General features: G+C 50.4%; 13 protein-coding genes. 7 read left to right on the top strand and 6 right to left on the bottom strand.

Features of this window, described 5'->3' with window-relative positions; genetic code table 11:
* Window positions 1-354: 354 nt before the first annotated feature.
* The gene (locus H6F88_RS22760; protein WP_190645016.1) at window positions 355-1269 is read left to right on the top strand and encodes a sugar ABC transporter permease; all 915 of its coding nucleotides are present in this window, start codon (window positions 355-357) and stop codon (window positions 1267-1269) included.
* Between the two features lie 290 nt (window positions 1270-1559).
* Here H6F88_RS22760 and H6F88_RS22755 read toward each other — a convergent pair whose 3' ends face one another.
* Entirely contained in the window at window positions 1560-1700 is a 141-nt protein-coding gene (locus H6F88_RS22755; RefSeq protein ID WP_190645015.1) for a hypothetical protein, read from the bottom strand.
* Window positions 1701-1960: 260 nt separating this feature from the next.
* Here H6F88_RS22755 and H6F88_RS22750 point away from each other — a divergent pair, with 260 nt between their 5' ends.
* A complete protein-coding gene (locus H6F88_RS22750) occupies window positions 1961-4279 on the top strand; it encodes an AMIN domain-containing protein (protein ID WP_190645014.1) in 2319 nt (772 codons plus the stop codon).
* Between the two features lie 98 nt (window positions 4280-4377).
* On the opposite strand, the gene H6F88_RS22745 is transcribed toward H6F88_RS22750, so the two are convergent.
* The gene (locus tag H6F88_RS22745) at window positions 4378-4953 is read right to left on the bottom strand and encodes a DUF3172 domain-containing protein (protein WP_190645013.1); all 576 of its coding nucleotides are present in this window, start codon (window positions 4951-4953) and stop codon (window positions 4378-4380) included.
* A 279-nt stretch (window positions 4954-5232) separates the two neighbouring features.
* Here H6F88_RS22745 and H6F88_RS22740 point away from each other — a divergent pair, with 279 nt between their 5' ends.
* From H6F88_RS22740 to H6F88_RS22730, 3 genes are all read left to right on the top strand, one after another.
* Window positions 5233-6057, top strand: coding sequence for an ABC transporter permease (locus tag H6F88_RS22740; RefSeq protein WP_190645012.1), 825 nt, complete (start codon window positions 5233-5235; stop codon window positions 6055-6057).
* A gap of 51 nt (window positions 6058-6108) precedes the next feature.
* On the top strand, window positions 6109-7626 hold the full coding sequence (gene lysS / locus H6F88_RS22735) for a lysine--tRNA ligase (protein ID WP_190645011.1): 1518 nt from the start codon (window positions 6109-6111) through the stop codon (window positions 7624-7626).
* A 157-nt stretch (window positions 7627-7783) separates the two neighbouring features.
* A complete protein-coding gene (locus H6F88_RS22730; RefSeq protein WP_190645010.1) occupies window positions 7784-9994 on the top strand; it encodes a phosphoketolase in 2211 nt (736 codons plus the stop codon).
* Window positions 9995-10107: 113 nt separating this feature from the next.
* Here the strand turns inward: H6F88_RS22730 and H6F88_RS22725 are convergent, their stop codons facing one another.
* Window positions 10108-10314 (bottom strand): hypothetical protein, encoded by a 207-nt coding sequence (locus H6F88_RS22725; RefSeq protein ID WP_190645009.1) that lies wholly within the window; start codon window positions 10312-10314, stop codon window positions 10108-10110.
* Window positions 10315-10514: 200 nt separating this feature from the next.
* On the opposite strand from H6F88_RS22725, the gene H6F88_RS22720 reads away from it, so the two are divergent.
* Both H6F88_RS22720 and trmFO read left to right on the top strand, forming a co-directional pair.
* Complete coding sequence (locus H6F88_RS22720; protein ID WP_347277732.1) at window positions 10515-11351, top strand: peptidoglycan recognition family protein; 837 nt, start codon at window positions 10515-10517, stop codon at window positions 11349-11351.
* A 52-nt stretch (window positions 11352-11403) separates the two neighbouring features.
* On the top strand, window positions 11404-12786 hold the full coding sequence (trmFO, locus tag H6F88_RS22715) for an FADH(2)-oxidizing methylenetetrahydrofolate--tRNA-(uracil(54)-C(5))-methyltransferase TrmFO (protein WP_190645088.1): 1383 nt from the start codon (window positions 11404-11406) through the stop codon (window positions 12784-12786).
* Between the two features lie 78 nt (window positions 12787-12864).
* Here the strand turns inward: trmFO and H6F88_RS22710 are convergent, their stop codons facing one another.
* From H6F88_RS22710 to H6F88_RS22700, 3 genes are all read right to left on the bottom strand, one after another.
* Complete coding sequence (locus tag H6F88_RS22710; protein WP_190645008.1) at window positions 12865-13662, bottom strand: hypothetical protein; 798 nt, start codon at window positions 13660-13662, stop codon at window positions 12865-12867.
* Window positions 13663-13897: 235 nt separating this feature from the next.
* Window positions 13898-15472: a metallophosphoesterase gene (locus H6F88_RS22705; RefSeq protein WP_190645007.1), complete on the bottom strand. Its 1575-nt coding sequence runs from the start codon at window positions 15470-15472 to the stop codon at window positions 13898-13900.
* 129 nt (window positions 15473-15601) lie between these two features.
* Window positions 15602-17485 (bottom strand): SBBP repeat-containing protein, encoded by a 1884-nt coding sequence (locus H6F88_RS22700; RefSeq protein WP_190645006.1) that lies wholly within the window; start codon window positions 17483-17485, stop codon window positions 15602-15604.
* Between the last annotated feature and the right edge of the window lie 65 nt (window positions 17486-17550).

Below are 17550 nucleotides of genomic sequence, written 5' to 3'. Positions count from 1 at the left end.
GGTGTAATTGGGTGGCTAACCAGGGTAAAGCTGTACCCTGCATGTCCCTCAATCTGCAAGCCAGAATTGATTGACTGACCGTCGCGCTAAAAATCTAAGGACCGCTAAAATGCTTAAAGTTGCAAATCTGTCAGCCTTAAAACTTTTAGATGAAGCGGTTAAGCAGCGGACTATAGGGTACTGGTAGATAGGTTTTGTAGTGTACTAGTAGTACAACAGTAATATTTGTTTAGTACAAGTGTACTATAAAACTAAAGTCAGATGACAGCCTCTCTTGACGAAAAATTTGTAAAACCCTGTTCGGAAATCCGATCGCCTGAAATAATGCTTTGAGAACTTACGCAAGCAGCCGAAATGCAGGATCAAGCACAAATCAATCGAGGCTGGAATTGGGCGACGATTCAACAGCGGCTCAGTCCGTATCTATTTTTGTTGCCTGCTCTCATCGTTCTGGCGCTGACCGTCTTTTATCCTGCTCTGCAAGCGTTTTATCTCAGCTTTACGCTCTATGGATATGACGTAACCCAGCCACCTCAGTGGATTGGATTAGAAAACTTTCAGCGGTTGCTGGGCGATCGCCTCTTCTGGCAAACCCTCGGCAATACTGTTCTCTACCTAGTTGGCGTGGTGCCAATTTTGGTGATTGTGCCATTGCTCTTAGCAATTCTGGTCAACCAGGCGCTACCGGGGGTTCGCTGGTTTCGGGCAGCTTACTATACGCCTGTCGTAATCTCAATGGTTGTCGCTGGCATTGCCTGGAGATGGCTTTATGCAGAAACCGGCTTGATCAATCAACTGCTGCGATCGCTCCACCTAACCACTGATGGAATTCCCTGGCTCACCAGTCCTAACTTTGCCCTATTTAGCGTCATGGCAGTCACTATCTGGAAAGGCTTGGGCTATTACATGGTGATTTATCTAGCAGGACTGCAGGCAATTCCGGCAGATTTATACGAAGCAGGGGCGATCGACGGCTCCGACGGCTGGCTTAAACACTGGGACATCACCGTACCGCTGATGAGACCCTACCTGTTCCTGGTTGCCATCATTTCCGCTATTTCTGCCACCAAAGTATTTGAAGAAATCTACATCATGACTCAAGGCGGACCTAGAAATAGCTCTAAAACGATTGTCTACTACGTCTACGATCTTGCCTTCCAGGACTTAGAGAGAAGCTACGCCTGCACCATTGGTCTAGTTCTATTTCTAATCATCCTGAGTCTCTCGTTTCTGAGACTACTGCTTACCCGTCAAACTTCCATTAATTGAATAACTTGATTGGCAGATGGATCGCTCATGTATTCGCATTTTCGTCAGCCTGCTGAATTGGCTTCCAAAGTTGAGGCTGTTTAACAGCAAGGATTTCGCTTTGCGGTACCTGTTCTCCGGGGTTCCTGATTTCACTTTGGGGATCATCTGCTGAATGCTATGCCCTTACAGACGACAGTTGCTACTTTTCAAATCTCTTAAAGGTTTGGCTACTTCAAGGATTGGAGTAGTATGAAACCGAAACGTTACCATCCCTGAAACTTTTTGCTTTCAAGAGATATACTGCTGTTCTAACAGAATGCCTGAGAAGTAGCTAATGTCTTGTGTAGGGGCATAGCATTCGGTAGGCGATCGCCTGAAACCATGAAGAAACTTTGCCCGAACGCTTTACCCTTACGAGTATCTCGGACAAATTGAGACTTTTCAGACATCTTCTAATATATATTCTTAATCTCTTTGAATGTTTATCTCTTTAACTAGAAAAATAGTGATAAACAATTAAGCAATTATTTTTTGTCATTAAGCAATAGACTGATTAAACTTAACACCATGCCTAACGACGACTCCTGGCTCTATTTGTAAGATATTGCACGTGACAGACCGCTGTGTGTAGCAGCAAGTCTATCTGTCTAACCTGTCAGAATGTGGCAGTAGAAGGTCCATCAAGTTACTCTGGTTGATGCGCGGAACAATGCGAAAAGCAAAATTTGTGCGAGTTGGATTTAGCTTAGGTTTGGCAACATTAACTGCCATTAGCAATCCATTGTTGAGGTTGAGCCTGATAGGAATTGGGGCGATCGCTCCTTTCTCTGCCATTGCTCCCGCAGAAGCAGCCACATTAACCAACTGGCAGTTTGACCCTAACACCCGTGAGCTTCGAGTCACAGTCCCAGAAGGCACCACTCCCCGCTACTTTTTATTGGCAGAGCCCCCCCGGATTGTCCTAGATTTGCCCAATACCCAGATTGGGGCTGTACCCGAGCAGCAAGTGTTTAACGGGGCAGTGCGTCAAATTCGAGTGGGTCAGTTTCAACCTGGGCTAACGCGAATTGTGATTGAACTGGTTGCAGATGTCGAGTTTGCTCCAGGACAGGTGGAACTGCGTCAAGAAGGCGATCGCTGGGTACTACGTCCTTTATTGACCGATGGATCCGCTGCACCAGATGTTGCAACTGCCCCTGTCCAACCTGCTCCCGTTCAGCCGCCACAACCGGAGGTGGAAGCATCCGACGTTGGGACAACAGAAGTCATTCCTGAGACACCTGCACCAGAAACGACGGCGATCGCCCCTTCTCCAGCACCTCAACCTGAGACGACAGCAGCAGAATTAGGGAACGACTTGCCTCAGCTTAATCCTGCTCCTGTCGTTCCTGACACGTCACCTAATATTTTCGATGCCAATTCTGATGTCCCAGAGGTGATTCCAGAAACTGATTCAGCGGTAACTCCCGAATCTGAGACAACGGCGGATGTAGTTCCAGAGTTACCATCAGCAGAGTTACCATCAGCAGAGTTACCATCAGCAGAGTTACCGCCTTTGGAACCGGGGGCACTGGAAATTCCAGTCGAGCCTGCTTCAGAAGTACCCGAAAACCTGGAATTGGTGCCTCCCACCAGTGAAACAGAACCCGATGGCGAATCTGTTGCCGAACGGGTCGAGCCTGAGGAGAGTGAACAGGATTTGCCCGCTGAGCTGCCAGAAAACTTAGCAAATTCTGATGACGTGGCAACTGAACCTACTTCTCAAGACGCTCAGGAGGGTGAAGTTAGTTCTGAGGAAGATGAGGCGATCGCGCTAGAAGCTGAAGAACCTATCAACGAAGCAGTCTCACCGACACCAGAACTTCCGTCAGCAGCAAGCTCACCTCAAATTGAAATTGATCAACCTGAAGCTCAACCCTCACCAGCCCAGAGCGCTGAAGCTGAGCAAAATTTTGCAGTGCCAGTGCAAGAGGAACCCGAAGCACGGGAAGAGATTATGACGCTTGAGCCAGGAGCGCAGACGGAGCCGGAGGCGATCGCCCCAGAGCCCGAAATGCAGGAAGAATCAGAGCCGATCGCTCTAGAGTCGGACGGGCAAGCACCAGAGGCGATCGCACCAGCCCCACAAATTCCTAGAGCATTACCTCCAGCAACTTTTTCGACTAGCCCGTCGGTTACAGTTGCGGTGCCGCCCCTCAGCCAAGCGCCAAGCAATCCAACCGTCGTGGAACCTCCCGGAAATACGCCTGTCGCTCCGTCTCAATCGCCGCCACCAGCCGCCCTCCCCCCAGCGACCTTCTCGCCCAATCCAACGAGTCAAGTTAGTGTTCCACCCGTATCCACAATTCCCAGCCCAACTGCGGCTGCGTCAGCATCCCCTGCCCCGTCAGAAGATGAAATTGAATTTGGGCGACCCATATCTAGGCAACCTGACAGTCCGCCACCTTCTTCAGCTTCAACCGCAACTGCACCCCAGGACGATTTGTCAGAAAATGAGCTACCAGAGAATAATTTACCTGACCAAAACGTGGCAGTTGCTCCCACTTCGCCTAACATCTTGCTGCCTTCAGGGACGACACTGAGTTTGCGCTATCCGGGAGAAACCAGCTTACCTTTGGAGTCAGGTGTGCCACGCCAAGAGGTGCTGTTGCTCGACCAGCCTGTTCTCGATCGCAACGGCAACCTGATTGCAGAAGCGGGGACTCAGGTAATCGGACGGTTTGAAACGGGCAGTCAGGGCAGCCAATTTATTGCTCAGGCAATTGCCTTACAGGGGCAGAACGTTTTGCTAGAGGCAGAATCAGCAACTTTAGCGGGCGATCGCGAAGTTTCTGAAGATAGTTTGCTGCAAAACTCTGCCTTGGGTGCCTTAGCGCTAACCGTGTTAGGTGGCTTCACTGGAATCGGGCTACTGGGTGGACTTGCGGCGGGTGCGACTGCGACCTATTTAACTGCTCCTCAGCCAGCCATCATTCAGCCCAACCAGATCGTAGAAGTGCGTCTGACCGAAGATCTGCCTCGACCATAGACCTGACGCACAGCACAGCTTAAAAAAGAGAGGTAGGACGAAGTCCTACCTCTCTTTTTGCTAACTAGGTGACTGGCACTATCGCTAGAACTGCATAGCTAGAACCGTTGGGATTCTGGTGGAGCGCTTCCACCTCCGGGTTGGTCAAGGAACAGGTTCTTGGCGCTGTCATTTTGGTAGATGCAGTCAATCTTGGGTTCTCTGCCATTCCCCTCAATGCTGCCCGTGAAACCGAAGGTGTTCATCCGGTTCTTACACTCGCGTACCTGCTGAGGTGAAATCAGATTGTTTCGCTCTAAAACTGCCCAGTTGTTATTCCGAAGCACACAACCTGGCTGCATCGACGGCTGAGAGATATAGACGTTAAACGGGCTAAGCGTCACAAACGCCCGCATATCCATCGTCACCGCACTCGCGCCATATTGAACGCAGATCTCAGCGTTGGGCGCACTTCTATCAATAAATTCGCGAGAGGCAACGTTTTCTGGGGTGAAGTTTGCGGTCGAGCTAATCGCGACACCGATCCCAACTCCCAGGATAAAGATCCCTGCCAGAATTGCCATCGTTGTAGCGTTCAAAGCTGCCATGATGGGCGATCTCCCTGAAGATTCCTGATATCGATCCTGCGGTTGGCGTGCTGGTGGTCTGGGGGGTGATTTTGTCTTACGTCTCATAGCAACTTGGGTTCACAACGTGTAGGGAGTAGTTCGTAACGCAATTGCAGACTTAGCAACCGACCATTAAATCAGGGGATTATATATCGAGTTTGTTTACTTAAAAACTAAAGTTACACAAATTTCTATCTCTACTAGTCTAGCTTAAGCCCTGGTCCACTCGTTCTGCCAATACTCCTACTAACTAATCCCCAATTCCAAAAAAATGTCGGTTGGTCAGGCAAGAGATGTAAAAATAGGGAAAAACTTACTTATCGTTATCATTGGGTCGCAATAATAGTGGCTTCTCAACCCCCGCTCCAGTTGGGTAAAACCTACAAAGTTTCTTTACTTCGCAGCATTTTCACAGATAGCCTTACCGTTTTTTGGGGAGACTGGCTCGACTTGCGAGTTCGCATCCTTCAGGTTGCGGCTTCGGGGTTAATTTCTCCTTTGATCTATATCTTGGCGTTTGGGCTGGGGTTAGGCAGTGCTTTAGATTCAGCTATGGAACCGCCGGTCGGTGACAACTATCTCCAGTTTATTTTGCCGGGAATGGTAGCACTGTCGTCCATGACCATTAGTTTTGGTGGCACAACCTTCTCCATCTGCGGCGAACGTCTCTACACCAAAACGTTTGAAGAAATTCTGCTGCTGCCTGTTCATCCGCTAGCGCTTTTCTTGGGAAAAATGCTTGCAGGCGTAGTACGCGGCTTAATGACTTCTGCCTCTGTAATTCTGATTGCTATCCTGTTTACGGGGCAGTTCAGTTTTCTCAATCCGCTGTTTTTGCTGCTGCTAGTCCTAAACTGCTCTGTGTTTGCAGGACTCGGTGTCATTGTTGGGCTAAACGTCAAGTCGTTAGAAGGCGTTGGTTTACTCAATAATTTCTTGATTGTGCCAATGTCCTTTTTGGGTGCTACATTTTTTGATCCGACCACCCTGCCACTGATACTCAAAGCAGTTGTCTACTGTCTGCCGCTGACTTACACCAGCATTGGACTACGAGCGGCGGCTTATCTGCCCATTTCGCAGTTTCCCTGGTACAGTATTCCGGTGCTGCTGCTGATTGCGATCGCCCTTTCAGCGATTGGTGCCTATCAGTTTGCCCATCAGCAAGATTAAGGGGCTAGCCCCTCTCCACCCCAATTCCCAACTCCTAATCCCCAATTTCAAATGTCTTCCGACGAAATTCGCGCTGCCCGACTCGAAAAAGTTGCCCAACTGCGGCAATTAGGCTTTGATCCCTACGCTTATCAATGGGAATCAACTCACCATGCGGCTGACCTTCAGGAAAAATACGCTGACCTAGCCAGTGGTGAAGAGGTCGATGTAGAAGTGGCGATCGCCGGACGCATTCTGGCGCGGCGCGTCTTTGGTAAACTTGCCTTCTTTACCCTGCAAGATGAGACAGGCGCGATTCAGCTTTATCTGGATAAAACCAGAATCCAAGAAAGCATGGCGGAGCGTGACCCCGATGCATTCAATCATGTCAAGCAGCTTACGGATGTAGGCGATATTCTTGGCGTTCGCGGCACGATCAAGCGCACCGAGAAGGGAGAACTGTCTGTTTACGTCAAGCAGTACGCCATTCTGACCAAATCCCTGTTGCCCTTGCCCGACAAGTGGCATGGACTCACCGACGTGGCTAAGCGCTATCGCCAACGCTACGTTGACCTGATCGTTAACCCAGAAGTACGGACAACTTTTCGTCGTCGCGCCTTGATTACAGCCGCGATTCGGCGCTATTTAGACCAACACGACTTCATTGAAATTGAAACTCCTGTTCTCCAAGCAGAAGCAGGGGGGGCAGAAGCTCGTCCCTTCATCACGTATCACAACACGCTGGAGATGGATCTGTATCTGCGAATCGCAACAGAACTTCATCTGAAGCGGCTGATCGTGGGCGGATTTGAGCGCGTGTTTGAACTGGGACGAATTTTTCGCAATGAGGGCGTTTCGACCCGCCACAACCCTGAGTTTACGACGCTGGAAGTATATCAGGCTTACGCTGACTACCGCGACATCATGGCACTGGTTGAAGGGCTGATTACGACTGCCGCTCAAGATGTTCTGGGAACGCTGCAAATTACTTATCAAGGGCAGGCGATCGATCTAACCCCACCTTGGCGCAGAGCTACAATGCATGACCTTGTGCAAGAGCAAACGGGACTTGATTTCAACCAATTCAAAACGCTTGACGAAGCAAAAGCAGCGGCTAAAGCAGCAGGTTTGGTTGATTCAGACAAATGTGCCAGCGTTGGACATGTTTTGAACGAAGCGTTTGAGCAAAAGGTGGAAGGGCAACTGACTCAACCCACCTTTGTGCTGGAATATCCGGTCGAAATTTCGCCTTTGGCAAAACCCCATCGGGACAAACCTGGTTTGGTGGAAAGGTTTGAACTGTTTGTAGTCGGACGTGAAACGGCAAATGGCTTCTCTGAGTTGACGGATCCAATTGACCAGCGAGAACGGTTTGAAGCCCAAGCTGCCCGTAAAGCTGCCGGGGATCTGGAAGCTCCTGGCGTAGATGAGGATTTTCTCACCGCTCTGGAATATGGAATGCCACCTACAGGGGGCGTGGGTATTGGTATCGATCGCCTGGTAATGCTGCTGTGTGATTGTGCCAGCATTCGCGATGCGATCGCTTTCCCCTTGCTCAAACCCGAAAAGCCCGACGAAGAGGAAACCTAATGTAGTTTTAGGAGTGTTTCATCAAGAACCGCTATTGGGGCTATTAGGACATTCAACGCTTTTCTAATTTTCTTTGTCTAGAGGGCTGTGTACTATGAGTATGAATTGACGAGTGCGATCGCTCGTCAATTCTGTAGTCGCAGTAGGTATCTGAAGCATGACCGCAGTCACTCCACTCTCCTCAACCACTCCTGCTTTTTGCGAAGGAATTCAGTATTTTGCTGACAGTTTGCCCCAGTTTGAGACGTATGGCAAAACGCCAGCGATCGCCGCTAACCAAAGTGCGATCGCTGATCCCACTGATCCCGCTGCTGTCTATCAAACGCTGCTGGCTGCCGATGCACTGCGCTACATGATTTTGCAAGTGACGGCTAGCAAAGCCTCTGGACATCCTGGTGGATTTGCCAGTCAGGTTGAAGCCTATGCCGCATTGGTCATGCTTGGCTACAAAAACATCCTTACAGAAGTCGGACATCACGCCCCCGGTTTCTACAGCGCCATGTTTATCGATCGCTCCCTTGAAGACATGGGGATCAGCACCGTCCAGCAATTGCGCGATCGCTTCCGAGAACAGCACGGTTTGCTAGGGCACTTGTCTGGCTTCATTCCTGGCATTCTTGCGCCTGCTGGGCCACTAGGACAGGGACAACACTTTGCCATGTCGGCCGCCTTGCTGCACCGTGACAAGCTTTTCCCCTTCACTGTAGGCGATGGTGGTTTGGGCGAACCCTACGTCATGAGTTCGATGGCGCATTTCCACACCGCCTACCCTGACGTAACCAACTTTTTGCCCGTCCTCGTGTGGAATGGCTATTCTCAGGAACACCACAGCATGGTGTCTACTCAGTCCAACGAACGCATGACAGCCTACTGGCACGGCAACGGCTTCGAGGAAATCGTGCTAGTTGACGCAAAAGACTTTGACGACCAGAATCAGCCCGGAGACTATGTAGACAGCACCGCATTCTCCTTTGAGCGCCGCTTGGCATTTACCCAAGCCGTACTGCAAGCTGCGGACAAAGCGGCTTGTGCAGCACTGGGCGGCAAACTAACCGTATTCATCATCAAGCAGCTTAAGGGTGCGGGCGTTCATGCTCGTGGCTCCAAGTCTCACAACCTCTATGCCCATCACACCTTAGAAAATGCGGAGGTAATCGCCGCGCTCAAAGCCCGCGCCCTAACTCCCGCCGCCTGGGAACTGGTACGCACTAACGCTGAAAGGGCAGGTGGTGGCCCCGCTGCGAAAACGTCCGTTACGGAATCCGTGTTACCGATCCCTGATCTGGGCGAACTGCCGCTAGAAGAATTCCCGGTTGGTGGCGACAAGCAAGTTTCTACTACCGCAATGGGTCGCTTGGTAGGAACGGTGGGAGAACGCGATCGCCAATTTGTCGTCACCAACGCAGACGGCAATGAAGCTTCTGGCATCGGCAATATTAACCAGGCGCTAAAGGTAATTCACCCTACAACTGACCCGCTCTACAACCAGAGTCCCAACGGGCAGGTGTATGAACCGCTGAGCGAAGATGCCTGTGCAGGTTTGGCAGCAGGACTGGCGCTAATGGGTGGGCGATCGCTGTGGTGTTCCTATGAATCTTTTGCGATCAATGGCTTACCGATCTGGCAGACCGTCACTCAGGCAATGGCAGAATTGCGTCGCCCCACGCCTTCTACCGTCACCCTATTCACCGCTGGCGCACTGGAACAAGGACGCAACGGCTGGACCCATCAGCGCCCCGAAATCGAAGCTTATTTTGCCGGAATGATGCGAAACGGCAACGTTTTTCCGCTGTTTCCTCCGGATGCCAACAGCATCCAAGTTTGCTACGATTGGGCACTGTCCACCCAAAACAAGGGAATTGTGATTACTGCCAGCAAGTCTCCGCTGCCGATTCGCACAACCTTTGAGCAGACTCAGCAGGCGTTGAGAGAAGGAGCGATCGCCCTCCAGGAAACCAGCGGCAGCAAAACTGTTGTGCTTGCCATAATTGGCGACATGACTCTGATCCCCGCTCTTGAAGCTGCTGACCAACTTCAAAGCCAGGGCATCGGTGTTCGCGTCGTTTCAATCATTAGTCCCCGTCGTCTCTACCGTCCCAGCGACGTTGCCTGGGATATTTGCTCCGAGCCAGACGGCGACTTCCTGGACGATGCTACATTTGAGTCCCTGTTTAGTGGCGACGCACTAATCGGCATCACAGGTGGAGCCAGCGGCATGTTAGAGCCAATCATGCTTCGCAGTACTGCCAAGCGAGACACCTTCGCCTGGAAGCGCGGCGAAACTACGGCCACCGCCACCCAACTGATGGAATTCAACGGCATCACTGCTGCTGCCCTAACCCGGCGTGCTTTGGAATTGGTGCAGTAAAGCCACGCATAGTCTGTGAGTTGGAGCGATCGCAATTCCAGCGATGAACTAGCTAAATTGTGAATCGGGCTCAGGAAAAAAAACAGCGGACAGTTCAATTTCATAGAATTTCTCTATGAAATTGAACTGTCCGCTGACTCTGCTTCTACTTCCAGGTCAATTTCTGCGTAAACGCTAGAAAACTCTCTGGGATCGGAGGCAACATTGCGATCGCCCTGTTCTAGCCGGATTGCCAACACTTTTCCCTGTCCTTGGGAGATGATGTACTCTTCGATCGCCCGCTTAATGTCTTTCTCTTGCAGAATAATCTTAGTTTCCATCCTGTTTAACCCCGTTAAACTTGGCAGCTTTGCTGCATCTGGAGATAAGTTGGTGTCTGGTGATTGGTCTGTTACAGACTCATTCGTTCCTGAAATCAGCAACGCCAGCTTGACTATATGATGTAGTTGATTCTTTGGCAGAAGGGTATTCCTCAAAAGGCTGAGTTCTGCATAAATTCATTATCTGCTTTGAGATTGCTGTGAAACTCACTCAAACTGCTGTGGGGCGATCGCTCCTTTTAGGATTGGTTACGCTGGTCGTGATTTTAGGGTTAAGCGGAGGGGCGATCGCCAGAATTGTTCCGTGGAATTCGATTGATTCTCCAACCCTGATCAGTCAGGCAAGCCAGAACAGCAGCACCTCAGCCGAATCGGGTAATTCGCCCGTGATGTTGCGAGGGATGCCGCTGCCAGAGCCACCCTTTCCAGAGCCAATTTTGCCGGGAACAACGGCTTCGCCATCGGGCTATGTTCCTCGTCAGGAGAGCGCTCCAGCGCATCCCACTAACTATGGCGAACGGTTTGCTCAAGATTCAGACGGCAGGCTCGTCTCCAATGACCTGATCGTCGTCATTCACGAAACCGTTGGGTCTGCCTCCAGCGCTATCAACACCTTTCAGACACCGCATCCCAGAGACGAAGACCAGGTTAGCTATCACTCCCTCATCAAGCGAGACGGCACCGTCGTTTACATCGTGCCACCGGAGTTGAGAGCTTTTGGGGCAGGCAGTTCCGTATTTGAAGGTCCTAATGGCCCAGAGACGGTGAGAACTAACCCTGCCTTTGCCTCTTCGGTCAACAACTTCGCCTATCACACCTCACTAGAATCGCCTAACGACGGACGCGGCAACAGCAGCAGACACAGCGGCTACACCGAAGCGCAGTATCAGTCGCTTGCCTGGGTGGTCGCCCAAACCCACGTTCCCGATAATAGAATTACTACCCATCGAGCCGTCGATCGCTCAGGCACTCGCCGCGATCCCCGCAGCTTCAACTCGCAGAGATTTATAGAGTTGCTGCATACGTATTCGAGGTAGGAGTTGGGGGTTAGGGTTGGAGGAGATGGGAAGTGGATGGGATGATGGAACGATGACAGAAATGAAACCGATTCAGGTAATTGGCGGCGGGCTGGCTGGAACTGAAGCAGCCTGGCAAATTGCTCAGGCAGGAGTACCAGTGGTTTTGCATGAAATGCGACCGCTGCGGCTCAGTCCAGCTCACCACAGCGAGCATTTAGCAGAACTGGTGTGCAGCAATTCGTTTGGGGCACAGGCAAGCGATCGCGCCTCTGGTCTTTTGCACGAAGAGTTGCGTCGCCTTGGCTCTATCGTAATTGGCAAAGCAGACGAACACGCTGTGCCTGCGGGTGGCGCGTTAGCAGTCGATCGGGCTGTGTTTAGCAGTAATCTGACCGAAGTGCTGGCTCAACATCCGCTGATTGAACTGCGGCGATCGGAAGTGAGCCAGATTCCCACCGATGGGATCGTCGTACTCACGACCGGGCCGCTCACCAGTCCGGCTCTGACGGATGACCTGCATCGTTTTACTGGTCTGGAATACATGAGCTTCTTTGATGCAGCCAGTCCTATTGTTGTAGGCGAATCGATCAACATGGAGGTTGCCTTCCTCGCCTCCCGCTATGACCGGGGCGAAGCAGCTTACTTGAATTGCCCCATGAATCGGGAGCAGTATCTTCACTTCTGGCAAGAACTCTGCGCGGCAGAACAGGCAGAATTGAAAGATTTTGAACGCGAGACGGCAAAGTTTTTTGAGGCTTGTTTGCCTATCGAGGAAATGGCGCGGCGAGGTGAAGACACCATGCGCTACGGTCCGCTTAAGCCTGTGGGTTTATTTGATGCGCGCAAAGGCGATTTTCGTGATCCTGAGCGGAAGGGCGATCGCCCCTATGCTGTCGTTCAGTTGCGTCAGGAAGACAAAGCCGGACAGCTTTGGAATATGGTTGGCTTCCAGACCAACTTGCGCTGGGGAGAACAAAAGCGAGTGTTTCGGCTAATTCCTGGACTTGAGGAAGCCGAGTTTGTCCGCATGGGCGTGATGCACCGCAATACTTTCATCAATGCACCGGAACTGCTGCACCCATCGCTTCAATTCAAAACTCGCTCAACGTTGCTTGCCGCTGGACAACTAGTTGGAACTGAAGGCTACACCGCAGCCACAGCAGGCGGTTGGCTAGCTGGAACCAACGCAGCCCGCATTGCCCTTGGTCAAGATCCGTTGGTATTACCCGAAACAACCATGATGGGTGCGCTGTTTGACTTCATCAGTTCTGCCTCACCCAAACACTTCCAGCCAATGCCGCCCAACTTCGGCATCTTACCAGAACTGCCCCAGCGAATTCGCAACAAGCGCGAACGGTATGGTGTATATCGCGATCGCGCCTTCTCAGACCTCTCAACCTGGAGTCGCCAGCATTCCATTTCCCTCTATGCCGCAGATTTGCAAAGAGCTTGAGAACAAATGGCAATGATCGAAGCCTGAGATCGAAGGTTATTAAGTCAATATCATTACCATTTGCACAAAGAAAGCTTTTTAATTGTTGGGCAATTGCTCAATTACTTGAACATAGGCTGAATATTGACCAGGTACATTTTGAACTTCGGTGATCGTCAGTAAACCTTGCCAATTCCGTCCTTGCTCATCTTCAAAATTCCAAAGGCTCCATTGCAAAAGCTCTCCTTCACCGCTATCAATCTGCGTCCAATTAGTTTGTTGAAACTGGCGATTGTAATGATCAATTAGTGCTTTAGCATCTAAATCACTTTCAATTTCAACGTCCGAGCGAAAACCATCATTACTACCAGAGCCAATAAAAGCATCAGCAGGCGGCGGCAGATTTGGCAACGGTGAATCTATGCCGCTTTGAGAACATATAGAAACAGGTGAATCTTGAAGTCCAGAATTGAAGCTTTCTAAGAGTTCTACTTCTACTAGCGTCTGAGAATTACCTTGAGGCTGAGTTGAAGTAAGTGAAATAAGCAACAAAGAAGACTCAGAGGGAGAACAATAGCTGGCATACTTGAACATCTGATTGCCAGTATCTTCACTAGGTTCTACAGCAAGAAAACCTTGATTTGTAGAGTTAGAATCTAGATACTGCCAATTTGCATCAAGCAATTGCTGTTGATAAGAAGAAAAAACCTCTTCTAGCGATTGAGCTACTTTGAGTAGGATTCGTGCAGAGCTATCGCTATTTCTTAGAATAGAGCCAACAGTTTCTGCTCCTCTTGGTAAAGGAAGATCTTCTGGCAATGAATTGGGAAGTTGACCCGGAAGAATTTGAGTGTCTTGGTTAGACCCAGTTAAAAATCTAACCATTTCCTGAAGCAAAGAGACTTCGCTTTCGGGAATCGGTTGGGCTGAGACTGTCCCCCAGGATAAAGCGAAGCTAGCTGCAACTAGCGCGGGTAAAAGCCGGAAGTAAACCATAGATACCTCTCAAATCTTGAATCGCCGACTGACGATCGCCCGTACTAGCTCTAACAATTGCACTTCAGCCTACAACCTCCCTCACCCAGTTGTGTGAACTCATGGGAAGAAAGTCCTACCTATGCACAGTCATTCCCTAGCTCCTACCTCCCCCAATCACAAACGGCTCAACCTCACTGTTTTGCCACTCCTGTTCAGAGTATTCGCAGATAAACGGACGCACCGTAAACTTAGGGGGATCGCCACTCACGTCAATTCGCAGAAATGAGTAAGGTCGCCTCTTCTTTGAGCCGCGCCCTGTGCGACCAATGAATAGGTGCGATCGCGCCACAGAACGGCTCTTACCTTCTAGATCGCTCTCCGACAACCCAGCCCCTTCTTCCCGCTGCCGCCGCAAACTGTAGCCGCTGCCGCCGCAAACAATCCAGTCCATGTGAGAGTCGGCATGTCCAGTTTCTCCAGTGCGAAGATATTCCAGACAATGGGCATGACCGTTTAGCACCAGATCAATCAGTGGACGACCTTGTGTAAAATCTCCCACCTCAGCCGCAACTGCATCAAGCACCCAGCGTAAGTTATTGCGAATAGCCAGCGTTTGCGCCTGCTGCCACTTGGTCGCCTCTGTCACATAGGGCGGGTGATGAAAATAAACCACTCTTCCCCGAACCGATGAATCTTGCCACGATGTAATTAGCCGTTCGCGCAACCACTCAAGCTGCTCATAATCTGTGACCGATAGCTTATCTGCGGTCAACTGCTTCTCAATGTCTAGCTTGACTTCGTCGATTTGCTCTAGTTTGGTGCGTAAGTCGTCGAGCCGTTCTGCTTGCTCAGGCACATTGGGGTCTAGCGTTTCACAAGTTTTGAGAATATCTTGCTTCTGTTGCTCCAGTTCTGTACGTCGGTTTTCTAGCAGCAACCGATAGGCTCTTCCTTCACGAGTGTCAGGCAATGGGGGCGGATCATTGAAGGTGTTAGAGTCCAACGCAAAGAAGTCGATCCCACCGCAGCGAAAAGTGTAATAGCGATTGGGCAACCGGGTAAATTGACCCGGTTGGTAGAGCAGACAAAGACCTGTCTCGGTTTTTGCAGTGTAATGGCGATCGAGGTGTGCCTCCATTGCCTTTGGATTAAGTGCCTTGAGGTAGTCTAAAAATGCAGCGGCATAGGTGTCACCTTGATCCGAGCCAAACCAGCCCATATCAAAATCGGTTTTGAGCTGGAGCTGACGGCGAAAAGATTGGGTAACTCCTGTCATTAGCCCATACATTAATGGCAAATCGTAGTAGTCGTGATTTCCCGGAACGGGCAGCATGGGTGATTGAAATACCATTTTGTTGTATTCAATCTGGCGAGGCTTTTCACCGCCTACCAAAAATTTGCGGTAAGGCTTAATAAAGTTGTCGTGGTAGTACTCTCTAGAACCCACCAGGTAAACGACATCCCCCGTGTGAATTGTGAAACGACAATCCGCTAGATGGGCTGTCATTTGTTCAGCAATCTGACGCTGGGGATTGTGCTTTCGATGGGCACTGGAGCCACTGTCGCCAATGACGAGAAAGGAAAAGTCTGGCTCATTTTCCCAGTCTTCTGAGAAGACCATTCGCGTCTGGTCAATGCCTCGCTGCATGATTTGGGGCGATCGCCACCTGACCCGCTGCTTCATCTTGCGAATCTTCGTGGAGATGGGCGGATCAGTCACAAATCTCATGATGTTCCTATGGGTTGCTGCCCCTAAAATTTTGCTTAAACACGCCTAAACTAACTCGTTTAAGCCGAGCAAACATCACATTCTAGAGAGATTCCACAGAGATTCCACAGAGCACTAACCCTTGGCACTTTAAGGCTGATACTTTGCTATCCAGGCATCATATTTGCCTTTGTTGCTGTCTGCCCCCGCTAAATCTCCAAAAGTTTGTCCAGAAATGTAGACATTATCAGATGAATCAACTGTGATGCCAAACGCTTCATCATCTTGGGCGGTGCCAATCTGCTGCTGCAAGAGCAATCGTCCAGTGCTGTCATACTTTGCCACAAGTGCCTGAGAATCTGACCCACCGGATGTTCTAAATGTCTCACCTGCTAGATAAACGTCGCCCAGGCTATCGACTGCGACTCCCTGAGATTGGTCATTCCCAGTGGTGCCAAACTGCTTTGTCCATTGGAATGCGCCGTTACTGTTGTATTTTGCGACAAAGGCATCTGCACCACCCGCACTGGTGTTGGTAGGCAAACTGCCGGATGGAAGGACGCCAGCCGTTTCGCCCGTAATATAGACGTTGCCTGTGCGATCGATCGCGATTCCCCGTGAATAATCGTCGCTGTTAGTTCTTAAGGTGTTAAACCAGAGCCTTCTCCCTGTGCTGTCGTATTTAGCAACAAAAGCATCTTCTCCAGTAAGAGCCGTATCCAGGTTATTAAAATTCAGATTGTTGGGATCTAGATTGGACGTGTCAATAGAAGCATTGGTAATTCCAGTGACGTAGATGTTGCCCGTTTGATCAACCGTGATACCCGAAATTACGCCGCTGTTGGTAATGGTGTTAATGTCGGCTGAAGGTGCCCAGGGCTGTAAGGTGCCGTTCGCGTCGTATTTGGCGACAAAAGCCCCGAGGTTTGCAGAGAAACCGCCAATGTTGACAAAACCACCTGCTAAGTAGGAATTATCAGCACTATCTAGCGCAATTCCAGAGGCAGCAGCAATATTTCCTCGCGCGAACTCGCGTTGCCAGGCTTGGCTACCGTCGGTGTTGTACCTGGCAATATAAGCTTTACCTGAACCGAGGAATAGTCTAGATAATGATGGCGCTTCAAGATCAACGGCACCCGCTACATAAGCACTGCCAGTCCGACCGATCGCCACTCCTGATAAAACGTCTGACTCGTCTGTACCAATTTGTCGAGTCCACTGTAAAATCCCGTTGCTGTCATATTGGCTAATATAGCCATCTTGTTTGCCTGCATTGCTGCTACCCGCTTGCAGTGAGCCTTCTGTACTGCCGACCTGGTAAACGCTATTGCCATTCGCCGCTACATCGTAAGAATAGTCATTCGAGTTGACGTTTGCAGCGCCTAATTGCTTGAGCCACTGTTGAGATAGCCGGGTTGAGGAAGGTCTTGGGATTGCTGACGTTCTAAGAGTGTATTGAGAATTGACAACCTTTGTGTCCGCGAAAACACGAATTTGATACGTTCCTGGGTTAAGAATTTCGCGGATGGATTCTGCGGTGGTACCTCGTTGTCTTGACGTTTTGAGCGTTGTACCAGTGCGATCGCGTAGTTGCAGAGTTGCATTACCCGTCAGACCTGTTAGCGTCAAACTCACTTCCTTGCGCTGATTCAGCCTAAAGCTGTAGAAGTCATTGTCAGCACCATTCACATAGTCACGATAGCGGGTGGCAGCCCTGCCCAGGGTAATGTTGCGAGCCCGAGCAGGCGTGTCTCCAGCCGCATCGAGATTTGCGGACATGTCTAGCGCGTATCGGGTGTTGCCACTTTGCTGGTAAACCCGAACCAAATAAGTTCCTGCTGCCACATTAAAGCTGACAGCCTCGTTGTTGGTACCTCTCAACCGGGATGCTTTGAGAATTCTGCCTGCTGAATTGCGTAGCTCTAGGTTGGCATTAGCCGTTAAGCCAGACAGCTTTAGGTCAAGGCTACTTTTACCAGACAGCTTGACCCGGTAGAAGTCATTCGGGTCTGATCTGCCGACAAGGTCTGACAAGCGAACTCTGCTAGGGGTTAGCTTGACGTTTCTTGCTTGCTGTTGTGTATTTCCACCCAGATCCC

This window comes from Oculatella sp. FACHB-28 (assembly GCF_014696015.1).
In the GTDB taxonomy this organism is placed as follows: domain Bacteria; phylum Cyanobacteriota; class Cyanobacteriia; order Elainellales; family Elainellaceae; genus JAAUTN01.
The sequence above is the reverse complement of the archived record's forward strand: the minus strand, read 5'-3'. Positions and strand labels throughout refer to the sequence as shown.